This window comes from Veillonella agrestimuris (genome assembly GCF_943193065.1).
GTDB classification, from domain to species: Bacteria; Bacillota; Negativicutes; order Veillonellales; family Veillonellaceae; genus Veillonella; species Veillonella agrestimuris.
Genome location: NZ_CALPCS010000009.1, coordinates 20,744 through 33,496 on the forward strand (window position 1 = coordinate 20,744; position 12,753 = coordinate 33,496).

Sequence of the window (12,753 nt, forward strand, 5' to 3'; positions counted from 1 at the left end):
TATGATGAGTACAGAGGTAGATGAAAGAAATATAGTAAAAAAAGTACATAGACTTGTGAATGGGATACTAAAAGAGGTTCAGCTATTTCCTGAAGATGCAACTATACTCGTAGCTTGCTCGGGCGGACCTGACTCAATGGTTCTCGTCGAAATATTACAAGCCTTAGCCGTTCATCGCAAAACAAATTGGCGCATTGGTATCGCCACTATGAATCATGGGATTCGTCCAGAAAGTGCCGAAGAAGTTCGCATGGTACAAGACTATTGTGACAAACGGTTTTTGCCTTTTTGGACAATATCTCGGGATATCCCGCGTATAGCGAAAGAGCGAGGGCAGTCCTTAGAAACAGTAGGTCGCGATGAACGCTACCAGTGGTTACTCGATGTGGCTCAAACAGAGGGCTTTCAGTATATTGCAGTAGCTCATCATAAAGATGATCAAGCAGAGACTATATTGGCTCACTTTATTAGAGGATCTGGTTTGCGTGGCCTTACAGGGATGGACATAGTCCGTCATGATTTTCATACTCCTTTAGTACGCCCTTTGTTAACATTGACTAAGGCGGATATTCTAGCCTATGCAGCTGTACAAGGCATCTCTTATTGCTTAGATGTTTCTAATGATGATGTGGTATATACTCGAAATTTCATTCGTCACCGTATTATGCCTGCATTGGAACAGTTAAATCCTAATATAGGGGATGTGCTCTGTCGATTAGGCGCTATCGCTAAGGAAGATGCTGATTATATCGATAGTGAAAGCCGTATTGTGTTTGATGCTTTAGTATCCAAAGAGGCAGGACGCTTTTCCTTATCCCGGCGAGCACTTCGGAAACAACCCTTGGCTATACAGAGACGTATTTGGCAACGTGTGTGTAAACCCCTTACATTGTCGTGGGCTCATCAAGAGCAATTAAGGCAGATTACTTTCACGGGAGAACCGAAAAGTTTACACATAAGTCATATTACAATTGAGGCTCAATGTGATACAATACAAGTGTATTGCCAAGATTAGAAATAGATCCAGGAGGTCTTATATATGCATCAAGATGTGAAAGAAATATTATACTCGAAAGAGGAATTAGGGCAACGCATTGCAGAACTAGGTGCTGAAATCAGCAAAGATTATGCTGGTGAATCGGTCGTTCTCGTCGGTGTTTTAAAAGGGGCTATAGTATTTTTTACCGATTTAGCCCGTGCTATCGATGACAATGTAGACGTATCCTTTGACTTCATTTCCTGTTCTAGCTACGGAAATAGTACAGTAAGTACTGGTGTGGTAAGGATTTTGAAGGATTTGGATCGCCCTGTAGAAGGGAAGCATGTATTGGTTGTAGAAGATATTGTCGATACAGGTACGACGCTTCACTATTTATTAGGAAATTTAAAATCTCGCGGCGCTAAAAGCGTGCGTCTCGTAGCATTGCTAAATAAGCCAGAGCGTCGAAAAGTGCCAGTAGATGTGGATTATATCGGATTTACTGTACCTGATTATTTTGTTGTTGGCTTTGGCTTAGACTATGCAGAACAATACCGTCAATTGCCGTATATTGGAATTTTAAAAGAATCTGTATATGAAGAGGCATAATCGCTTTTCTCTAGGTTAAGAAAAGTACGAAATATAAGAGCCTTTATTCGCTTTTTATGGTATAATATAGGAATGCATATCATTATGCATGATTTGGTTGCATTAGAAGCGAAAGGAGTAATCTTTTGAATCGATTTACAAAAAATATCGTCTTTTACTTACTTATCATTGCGGCCATCGTTTTTATGATTGACACCTTAGCTGGCCAAAATACAACAAAGGCCGATATGAGTTATACAGGTTTTGTTCAACAAGTACAACAGAAAAAGGTTGAATCAGTAACGATTACCAATGATCATGGAATAAAAGGTAAATTAAAAAATGGTACAGAGTTTGAATCCTATGCACCAACTGATGATACATTAATTAAAACATTAACTGATAATGGCGTTGAAATTACAGCAGCACCGCCAGAACAACCATCCTGGTGGATGAGTTTATTAGGCTCTGCTATTCCAATCATTATCCTTGTAGTTGTATTTTTCTTTATTATGCAACAAACACAAGGTGGCGGCGGCCGAGTGATGAACTTTGGCAAGAGTCGTGCCAAAATGATGGGCGATGGCAATGTAAAAGTTAAGTTTAACGATGTAGCTGGTGCAGAAGAGGCTAAACAAGAATTAGCAGAAGTAGTAGAATTTTTGAAAGATCCAGGTAAATTTACTGCTATTGGTGCCACTATTCCGAAAGGCGTATTATTAGCAGGCCCTCCAGGGACTGGTAAAACATTGCTTGCTAAAGCAGTTGCTGGTGAAGCAGGGGTTCCATTCTTTACAATTTCTGGTTCTGACTTCGTAGAAATGTTTGTCGGTGTCGGTGCATCTCGCGTGCGTGACTTATTTGGTCAAGCGAAAAAGAATGCGCCATGTATTATTTTCATCGATGAAATTGATGCAGTTGGTCGTCAACGTGGTGCTGGTCTTGGCGGTGGTCATGATGAACGCGAACAAACGCTAAATCAATTGCTCGTTGAGATGGATGGCTTCGGTGCTAATGAAGGTATTATCACCATTGCTGCTACGAACCGTCCAGATATTTTGGATCCCGCTTTATTACGTCCAGGTCGTTTTGACCGTCAAGTCGTAGTGGGGCGTCCAGATTTGAATGGCCGCGAAGCGATTTTGAAAGTCCATGCCCGAAATAAACCATTGGCTGACGATGTAGATTTGCGTATTATTGCTAAGAAAACACCAGGCTTTACTGGTGCTGACTTGAGCAATTTGTTAAACGAAGCGGCATTGCTAGCAGCTCGCAATAACCAAAAGGTAATTGCTATGGCTGATTTAGAAGAAGCTAGTGAAAAAGTGAGCATGGGCCCTGAACGACGTAGTCATATTGTAAGCGATAAGGACCGTCGTCTAACGGCTTATCATGAATCGGGTCACGCTATTGTGGCGCATTTATTGCCTCATGCTGATCCAGTTCATAAAGTAACCATTATTCCTCGCGGTTATGCTGGCGGATATACGATGATGTTGCCGAAAGAAGAGCAAGATTATAAAACGAAATCTCAATTATTAGCAGATATTCGAGTTGCTCTTGGTGGCCGTGTAGCAGAAGCTATTGTATTAAATGAAATTAGTACTGGTGCTTCTGGAGACTTACAAAGTATTACAAATACGGTGCGAGCTATGATTACTCGTTGGGGGATGAGTGATACGTTAGGTCCTATTGTATTCGGTGAACAACAAGAACAAGTGTTTTTGGGCCGTAACTTAGGTCATGAGCGTAATTACAGTGAAGAAATTGCTGCTAAAATTGATGAAGAAATGCATCGTATTGTCGATGAGGCTTATAAAGATGTAGAAAAACTGTTGACTGACAATATTGCTTTCTTACATAATATGGCGAACGCTCTATTAGAAGAAGAAACAATTGATGCAAAAGCAGTTGAGAACCTTTATAAATATGGTACTACTAAAGCACCAGAAGCAGTTGTAGAAGCAACTGTTGTCTCTTCTGATAATCCTGTTGAAATAACAACAGACAATGTATAATATAAAAAGGCTGCCTTCGGGCAGCCTTTTTAGTCGTCTTGATGACGCGTTGCTAATAATTCATTAATGCGACGCAATCTGTGTTGCTTTAAATATTTTTGCGCCACTACATCAGGAATGGCAACTCCAACAGCAATAGCGATAATGGATAGTACGCCAGATGTACCGTTTTGTGCCATATAAAGTAACCCAGATACATCTAAGGAACTGATGTGAAGTAAATCGAAAACGAATCGATACAACAATATGCCTGGCATAAGGGCAATCGCAGATGGAACAATGAGGACTGGTCCAGAGGTACGCAAAAGAGAGGATAGTTTTACAAAAATAATACTCATTACTGCCGCACCGATAAAGGTAGAACCAGGAATAGAAAAACCGTATTCTACAAATAATAAGTTGCGAATTGTCACAGATAGAACACCACCTAAACCAATATAGAAGAGTAATCTTGGTGGAGCATTAAAGAGTACTGCAAAAGATGTGGCAGCTAAAAATGGGCCAATAAAATGTTGTATAGAAAATACGTGAGGTCTAATATCAATAAAGGAAAAGGCTGGGATTGGACTAAAATATAATGCCATCGCCATACCTAATGTCATACTTCCTACGATAAGCAATGTTCTGATGGCTCTTGTAGCGCCTGCTAAGATGTGATTGTTTATGGTGTCGATAACAGAGTTGATGAGGGGGACGCCAGGGACGAGAAATAAAGTACAGCAGACTAAGACATATAAGAGTGATCCTAATTCGATATAGGAATAGAAGCCGTAGGCTACAATCATTGCCGTAAAGGCTCCTAAGGCTATGCCTAAATATTCATTGACTCCGAAACGAAGTGATATGCAACGAGTAAAATAACCGCATAAAGAACAGAGGATGGTGACAAATAAAGTAATGAGGTCACCACTGAATAGATAAGCCAAGCCAGCAGAACCAAAGGCACAAGCGATGCCTTTTAGCCAGTTGGGATAGACGGCAACGGCTTTTTCTAAGTTGCCAATTTGTCGCTCGTAAGTCGTCAATGAATAATGTCTATGGAAAGCGCGCCATGTCAATTTCGCTACTGCATTGATCATGGCCATATTAGGAACGTGTACCGGTGTTTTTCTAAAGACTGTAATAGATTGTTCTTCATGAAATAAATTAACCATAATCGTAGTATACGTAATATGGATATTTAAATACTCGTGGGGGATACCCATGAAAGTAGCAGCCTTCAACATTTCTGAAGTAATGCGCTCTGTATCAGCGCCACATTCCATCAATAATTTGCCTATATTGAGGAGTATATTTAGTTTTCGGTGAATATATATAAAGGGAGTTTCTAATACTTTGTTTTTCTCCGCTAATGTAAATTGCTTCATAGCAGCTCCTTATCTAGTTACTTCTACATGTATTATACATTACGAAAGACTATTAGCACTAATATATAAGGCATTTTATAAATAGGGCTTGCATTTTATGAAGAGCACTTGTACAATCGAATTGTAAACCAATAGTGGAAAGGAGGGTTACCATGCGCGATGAAGTATTAGAATTTTTACGAGAAAATCAAGGTGGCTTTGTATCTGGTCAAGACATGTCGGAAGCGTGTCACGTGTCACGGACAGCCATTTGGAAGCATATTAAAGCGTTGCGACAAAAAGGCTATAAAATTGAGTCTTACACGAAGAGAGGCTATCGTTTACTGGAAGAACCGGATCTATTAAGTCCTATAGCAATGAAAAAAGTTTTGAATACAGACGTATTTGGAAAGCGTTATGTTTATATGGATACGACGGAGTCTACTAATTTAGAAGCTCGTCGCTTAGCTCATCAAGGTGCTGAAGAAGGTACCGTTGTAGTGACGGAAGAACAAGCTGCTGGGCGGGGGCGCTTATCGCGAGGATGGTATTCACCATTTGGCAAAGGCCTTTGGTTTAGTTTGATTTTACGACCTGATTTTATCCCTTCAGAAGCCTCTAAATGTACATTAATGGCTGCTGTAGCGTTGACAAAGGCGTTCCATAAAATGGGACTTACCGATGCAGGGATTAAATGGCCTAATGATATTTTAGTGAATGGACGTAAATTAGTTGGCATTCTTACGGAAATGTCTGGATCTATGGAGGAAATCTCTCATATCATTATGGGGATAGGTATTAATGTAAAGACGAAACAAGAAGAATTGCCAGAAGAAATTAAACATATTGCTACTTCCTTATTAATGGAAGGTATTGATATAGAGCGAACAGAAGCTTTCAAAATTGTATTGGAAGAATTAGAACATCAATATTATGAAGTATTAGATAAAGGGTTTGAAGAAACCTTAGAAGAATGGCGTCAATTAAGCGTTACTTTAGGGCAAGAAGTAGAAGTGCGTGCCCCTGATGATATTTATGAAGGGACGGCTTTAAATATTGATGAAGATGGTAATTTATTAGTAAAAACTACGAGCGGAGATGTGAAGCGTATTATTGCTGGAGACGTCTCTATACGACCTCGAAAGTAGGAGGAAGTCATGTTATTAGTTATTGATGTAGGCAATACCAATATTGTGTTAGGTGTGTATGATAAGGATACACTCGTTGGACATTGGCGTATTTCTACGGATCGCGTGCGAACTACTGATGAATATGGAATGTTAATTATGAACTTATTTTTCCATGATAGAAAAGTAGACGCCAAAGATATTACAGATATTATTATTTCTTCTGTAGTTCCACCGGTAATGCCTGCATTGGAGCGAGTTTGTGCTCGGTATTTCAATGTTACCCCTATTATTGTTGGTCCTGGCACTAAAACAGGGATTGCCATTAAATACGATAACCCTCGTGAAGTTGGTGCGGACCGCATTGTTAATGCTGTAGCGGCTCATACAGCGTACGAAGGAAATTTAATCGTTATTGACTTTGGTACGGCTACTACGTATTGTGCTGTTTTAGGAAATGGCGATTATATTGGAGGTGTCATCACACCAGGTGTAACGATTGCTGCAGAAGCGCTATTCCAACGAGCTGCTAAACTGCCTCGTATTGAAGTAAAGGATCCAGGCCAAGTCATCAATAAAAATACGGTAGCTTCTATGCAGTCTGGTATGTTTTACGGTTATGTCGGCCAAGTGGAAGGCCTCGTAGCGCGGATGAAAGAAGAAATCGGCGGTGATGTAACTGTGGTAGCTACAGGGGGATTGGCACAGCTTATTAGTAGTGCTACTAACTCCATCGATTATGTAGAACCGATGCTTACATTAGAAGGATTGCGTCTCATTTACGAACGAAATAAATAATGGTACTATAATAGAGTTATAGAAACTCGATTATGTACAAAACAGGTACAGCTTGGCTGTACCTGTTTTATTAGGTGGATTATGATAGAACAAACTTGGTCTATAGGGACCGTTACGATTGATGGTAAAGCGATATTAGCGCCTATGGCAGGGGTGAGCGATATTGCTTATCGATTGCTCGCTAAAGAGCATAAAGCAGCCTTAGTATGCACTGAAATGGTCAGTGCTATGGGCATAAAATATAAAAATGAGCGTACCAATGAATTGCTTCGTATGGAGGATGTTGAACATCCTGTGTCGATGCAAATTTTTGGTTCTAATCCAGAAGCAATTGCTTTAGGGGCTAAAGTAGTAGAAGCGGCTGGTGCCGATATTGTAGATATTAATATGGGCTGTCCTGTAAAAAAAGTTGTTTCCTCTGGGGATGGATCAGCGCTGATGAAACATCCTGATTTGGCAGCTCGCGTTGCAGAAGCAGCTGTGAAAGCTGTAAAGGTGCCGGTCACTGTTAAAATGCGCATTGGTTGGGATTCAGATAGCATCAATGTCGTCGATTTTGCAAAACGCATTGAAAGCACAGGGGTTGCAGCCATTGCTGTACATGGGCGTACAAAGGAACAGATGTACAGCGGTCAAGCCGATTGGTCTTATATTAAAGCTGTTAAAGAGGTTGTTAATATTCCTGTCATCGGAAATGGGGATATTGTAGAACCTAGTGATGCTAAGCGTATGCTAGATGAAACAGGGTGTGATGCAGTTATGATTGGCCGCGGTGCACAAGGGAATCCTTGGATCTTTGAACGCATTCACCACTATCTGTTGACTGGTGACATTTTGCCAGGACCAACTTATATGGAACGCATTGATATGTTATTAACACATTTTCAATTATTGTGCCATTATAAAGGGGCTGCACTAGGCGTTAAAGAAATTCGTACTCACGCGGGATGGTATTTACGAGGCTTGCCAGAATCAGCATATTGGCGAAACCGTATTAATACGATTCATACAGTGAAAAGTTTTGAGCGTGAAATCGAAGCTTATAGAAATCTATTAAAAGATATGTAATATAACGTATTTCATTGACAAAATATTGGTATTTTTATATAATTGACTAGAAAAATTTAAAGATAGAAGTTAAGGTGTCATCGCATTGTGGCACTTTTTCTTATTATGTATAAGTAGAAAGAGTGGGGTACTAATGGCAGACGTAAAAGAAACATTACTTACCGCCGAAGGTTTAAAGAAATTAGAAGAAGAACTAGCATATTATAAATCTGTACGCCGTATCGAAGTGTCTCAACGTATTAAGACTGCTATCGAATATGGTGATATCAGTGAGAACTCTGAATACGATGATGCAAAAAATGAGCAAGCTTTCATCGAAGGTCACATTTCTGATTTAGAAAATAAAATCAATACAGCGAAAATCATTGATGAATCTGTTAAAGGTGACGTTGTATCTGTAGGTAGTAAAGTCGTTGTATTAGATACTATGTACAATGATGAATTAGAATATGTTATCGTTGGTTCCTCTGAAGCGGATCCATTTAATAATCGTATTTCTAATGAATCTCCTGTAGGCAAAGCGATTTTAGGGAAACGTAAAGGTGACGAAGTAGAAGTTGTTACACCAGATGGTCCTGTGACGTTCAAAGTGCTTGCAATCCAATAGTTTTAGTTAAAGAAGAGGCATACCATGAGCGAAGAAATTAAAAATATCCAAGAAGAACTGAATGATCAAATGCAAATTCGTCGCGATAAATTGGCTCAATACGAAGCAGATGGTATTTATCCATTCGGTGACCGATTTATCGTAAAAGACCATGCGAAGGACATTAAAGATGATTTCTTGAATTACGATGATCAACCAGTAGTAATTGCTGGTCGATTGATGACAATCCGTTCCCATGGTAAGACTGCATTTGCCAATATTCGCGATTTGTCTGGCGATATTCAAGTATACTTCCGTCAAGATATGTTAGGGGAAGATAATTACAAATATGTAAAAATGCTTGATATTGGTGATATCGTAGGTATCGAAGGTCATGTATTTAAAACACATATGGGTGAAACGACAATTAAAGTTGATAAAATGACGTTATTGTCTAAAGCATTGCGCCCGTTACCAGAAAAATGGCATGGTTTAAAAGATACAGAACTTCGCTACCGTCAACGTTATGTAGATTTAATTGTAAATCCAGAAGTGCGCGATACATTTGTAAAACGCACGAAAATCGTTGCCAAAGTACGTGAATACTTAAATGGACAAAACTTTATGGAAGTGGAAACACCAATGATGCATGCTATCCCTGGTGGTGCCGCAGCTCGTCCGTTTATTACACACCACAATGCATTAGATATCGATATTTACATGCGTATTTCTCCTGAATTATATTTGAAACGCCTTATCGTAGGTGGCTTAGAGCGCGTATATGAAATTAACCGCTCTTTCCGTAATGAAGGTACCTCTAATCGTCATAATCCTGAGTTTACTATGATGGAATCTTACCAAGCATATGGTAATTATGAAGATGTAATCCGCTTAACAGAAAATATCGTATCCTACTGTGCTCAAGAAGTACTAGGAACGACAAAAATTACATACCAAGGTACAGAAATCGATTTAACACCACCTTGGAATCGTATTACCATGCAAGAAGGTATTAAAACATATACTGGTGAAGATTTTGATGCTGTTGAAACATTGGAAGAAGCACGCGCTATTGCAGATCGCTTAAATGTTGAATACAGTGCTAATGACGGCATTGGTAAAATCATGAATGCTTGTTTCGAAGCCTATGTGGAAGAAAACTTGATTCAACCTACATTTGTATATGGTCATCCAAAAGAAATTTCCCCGTTGGCGAAATTGAACCGAGAAAAACCATTAACAACAGAACGTTTTGAAGCTTTCATTTATGGCCGTGAATTGGCAAATGGCTTCTCCGAGTTGAATGACCCAATTGATCAAAAAGAACGCTTTGAAGATCAATTGAAAGAACGTGAAGCTGGTGACGACGAAGCACACCGTATGGATAATGACTATGTAACGGCATTGGAATATGGTTTGCCACCAACTGCTGGTTTGGGTATTGGTATTGACCGTCTCGTTATGTTCTTAACAGACTCTGCATCAATTCGTGATGTATTGTTATTCCCGTTAATGAAGCCAGAAGTACAACAGCAACAAGATAACGCTGAAACTGAAGAAGAGTAATAAAAAGACACCTATATCTCGTATATAGGTGTCTTTTTTGTTGGTTCTAGTCAGTCATTGTTAATAAAAGAAATTGATGATTTGTCGTCGGAGGAGAACCATCTACTATGACATATTATGTTATGCCTATTGTTATTGTATACAATAGGCAATGGAAGAATATACTGGAAAATCCACCAAACTGATAGCTTTTATCAACGATGATAAAAACTCATTTACATAGATTTTATACTGAATATTATGCAATACCTGTATAATTAATTACTGTTAAAAGAGGGAAGAAGATGTTAATATATAAATATAAATAGATATTTAACTGCAAGACTAAGTCCCATATAGAAAAGGAGGCTCAGTATAAATATGGGATGGATATCAAAAAATTTTATGTATCATTATTGTGTACGTTACGTTTAAAATTGCAATTGCAATTTAGGAGGAATACACTATGAAACACATGAAAGTTGCTTTTTCCCATAAGGCGCAGTTTTATTTTGGAGCGTTAGAAGGTAGAGCGAGTGTAGAGTTAAGTCAAACTGATTTTACAGATGTAGGTGCTATCGTTATTAGTGAAACTGATACGGAAGTATTAGACAACGAATATGTAAAATCCTTTGGTATTCCAGTATTTTTAGTCTTATTCGATAAAACTGTTAGTGTAGATCAATTCATTGGTAAAGTTGAGCGTATCATTGATGGATCTAATACGAACTTTGACTTATATAAACGGCAAATCGAAGCAGCCGCTACTACTTATGAAGAGTCTATGTTGCCTCCGTTCTTCAGAGCTTTAGCTAATTATGTAGAAGAAGGTAACTCTCAATTCGATTGCCCAGGTCATCAAGGTGGTCAATTTTTCTGCAAACATCCTGCGGGTCGTGCATTTTATGAATTCTATGGAGAAAATATTTTCCGCTCTGACCTTTGTAACGCGGACGTAAAACTTGGTGACTTATTGATTCATGAAGGCTCTGCTTTTGAAGCACAGCAACATGCTGCTCAAGTATATAATGCAGATAAAACATATTTTGTGCTAAACGGTACATCTTCTTCGAATAAAGTTGTACTTAATGCACTGTTAACACCTGGTGATATCGTATTATATGATCGTAATAATCATAAATCTATTTCTCACGGTGCACTTGTACAATCTGGTGCAACACCAATTTATTTAGAAACAGCTCGTAATCCATTTGGTTCTATTGGCGGCATTTTGGAACACTGTTTTGATGAACAATACCTTCGTAATTTAATTGCTGAAAAAGATCCTGAAAAAGCAAAAGCAGAGCGTCCAATTCGCCTGGCCGTAATCCAATTAGGTACGTATGATGGTACCATCTACAATGCTCGTCAAGTAGTAGATAAAATTGGTCATCTTTGTGATTATATCTTCTTCGACTCTGCATGGGTAGGTTACGAACAATTTATTCCTATGATGAAAGATTGCAGTCCGTTGTTATTAGAATTAGGTCCTAATGACCCTGGTATTCTCGTAACACAATCTGTTCATAAACAACAAGCTGGCTTCTCTCAAACATCTCAAATTCATAAAAAAGATAAACATATTAAAGGGCAAGACCGCTATGTTAACCATAAACGCTTGAATAACTCCTTTATGATGCAAGCTTCTACATCTCCATTCTATCCATTGTTCGCATCCCTTGATATTAATGCGAAAATGCATGAAGGTGAAGGCGGTAAGAAACTATGGGTTGACTGTGTAGAAACAGTTATCGACGCTCGTAAATCGGTATTGAAACATTGTAAATATTTACGTCCATTAGTACCACCTGTTGTACATGGTAAAAAATGGGAAGATGGAGATACTAAAGCGATGGCACAAGACGTAAGCTATTTTGCTTTCGAACCAGGCGCTAAATGGCACTCCTTCCAAGGCTATGGTAAAGGCCAATACTTTATCGATCCTTGTAAATTCCAATTGATCACACCAGGTATTAACGTAGAAACTGGTGAATATGAAGACTTCGGTATTCATGCTAATATTTTAGCAAACTACTTGCGTGAAAACGGTATCATTCCAGAAAAATGTGACTTGAATACTATTTTATTCTTAATGACACCAGCAGAATCTAAAACTAAAATGGATGATTTAGTAGCTCAATTAGTACGTTTTGAACGCCTCATCGAAGAAGATGTGCCTATGAAAGACGTATTACCATCTATTTACTACAATAATTTAGATAAATATAAAGGTTATACAATTCGTCAACTTTGCCAAGAAATGCATGATTTCTACAAAGCGCGCAATGTAAGTACTTTACAACAACGTTTGTTCTTACATGATTACCTTCCAGAATTCGTAATGAACCCTCAACAAGCTAATTATGAATTCCAACGTGGTAAAGGTGAATTAGTACCTCTTAGCGAAGCAGAAGGTCGTATTGCACTTGAAGGTGCATTGCCATATCCACCGGGAGTACTTTGCGTACAACCAGGTGAAAGATGGTCCAGAACGGCTTGTGACTACTTCTTAGCATTAGAAGCAGGCATCAATGAATTGCCAGGTTTCGCACCAGAAATTCAAGGCGTGTATATTACAGAGCAACCTGATGGATCTAAAAAAGCTTTCGGCTATGTATTGAAAAAAGAATTTGAAAAATAAGAACCTTTGTCTAGCCGAGTTTCACTCGGAACTCGGCTAACATTATCTAACAGTAGT

General features: G+C 38.8%; 10 protein-coding genes. 9 read left to right on the forward strand and 1 reads right to left on the reverse strand.

Annotated features, from left to right (window positions below; all coding sequences use genetic code 11):
* Window position 1: 1 nt before the first annotated feature.
* The 3 genes from tilS (at window position 2) to ftsH (ending at window position 3,585) form a co-directional block, all read left to right on the forward strand.
* On the forward strand, window positions 2-1,015 hold the full coding sequence (tilS, locus tag NFR29_RS05360; protein WP_251424282.1) for a tRNA lysidine(34) synthetase TilS: 1,014 nt from the start codon (window positions 2-4) through the stop codon (window positions 1,013-1,015).
* 24 nt (window positions 1,016-1,039) lie between these two features.
* On the forward strand, window positions 1,040-1,588 hold the full coding sequence (gene hpt, locus NFR29_RS05365; RefSeq protein WP_251424284.1) for a hypoxanthine phosphoribosyltransferase: 549 nt from the start codon (window positions 1,040-1,042) through the stop codon (window positions 1,586-1,588).
* Between the two features lie 125 nt (window positions 1,589-1,713).
* The gene (gene ftsH, locus NFR29_RS05370; protein ID WP_251424286.1) at window positions 1,714-3,585 is read left to right on the forward strand and encodes an ATP-dependent zinc metalloprotease FtsH; all 1,872 of its coding nucleotides are present in this window, start codon (window positions 1,714-1,716) and stop codon (window positions 3,583-3,585) included.
* 29 nt (window positions 3,586-3,614) lie between these two features.
* Here ftsH and NFR29_RS05375 read toward each other — a convergent pair whose 3' ends face one another.
* On the reverse strand, window positions 3,615-4,952 hold the full coding sequence (locus tag NFR29_RS05375) for a threonine/serine exporter family protein (protein WP_251424287.1): 1,338 nt from the start codon (window positions 4,950-4,952) through the stop codon (window positions 3,615-3,617).
* 152 nt (window positions 4,953-5,104) lie between these two features.
* On the opposite strand from NFR29_RS05375, the gene NFR29_RS05380 reads away from it, so the two are divergent.
* From NFR29_RS05380 to NFR29_RS05405, 6 genes are all read left to right on the forward strand, one after another.
* The gene (locus NFR29_RS05380; protein WP_251424289.1) at window positions 5,105-6,079 is read left to right on the forward strand and encodes a biotin--[acetyl-CoA-carboxylase] ligase; all 975 of its coding nucleotides are present in this window, start codon (window positions 5,105-5,107) and stop codon (window positions 6,077-6,079) included.
* A gap of 9 nt (window positions 6,080-6,088) precedes the next feature.
* Window positions 6,089-6,856, forward strand: a complete 768-nt coding sequence (locus NFR29_RS05385; protein WP_251424291.1) for a type III pantothenate kinase — start codon at window positions 6,089-6,091, stop codon at window positions 6,854-6,856.
* Window positions 6,857-6,937: 81 nt separating this feature from the next.
* The gene (dusB, locus tag NFR29_RS05390; RefSeq protein ID WP_251424293.1) at window positions 6,938-7,924 is read left to right on the forward strand and encodes a tRNA dihydrouridine synthase DusB; all 987 of its coding nucleotides are present in this window, start codon (window positions 6,938-6,940) and stop codon (window positions 7,922-7,924) included.
* A gap of 133 nt (window positions 7,925-8,057) precedes the next feature.
* Complete coding sequence (gene greA / locus NFR29_RS05395; protein ID WP_251424295.1) at window positions 8,058-8,531, forward strand: transcription elongation factor GreA; 474 nt, start codon at window positions 8,058-8,060, stop codon at window positions 8,529-8,531.
* Window positions 8,532-8,555: 24 nt separating this feature from the next.
* Window positions 8,556-10,076: a lysine--tRNA ligase gene (gene lysS, locus NFR29_RS05400; protein WP_251424297.1), complete on the forward strand. Its 1,521-nt coding sequence runs from the start codon at window positions 8,556-8,558 to the stop codon at window positions 10,074-10,076.
* A gap of 445 nt (window positions 10,077-10,521) precedes the next feature.
* Window positions 10,522-12,696, forward strand: a complete 2,175-nt coding sequence (locus NFR29_RS05405) for an ornithine decarboxylase (protein ID WP_251424299.1) — start codon at window positions 10,522-10,524, stop codon at window positions 12,694-12,696.
* Window positions 12,697-12,753: the final 57 nt, after the last annotated feature.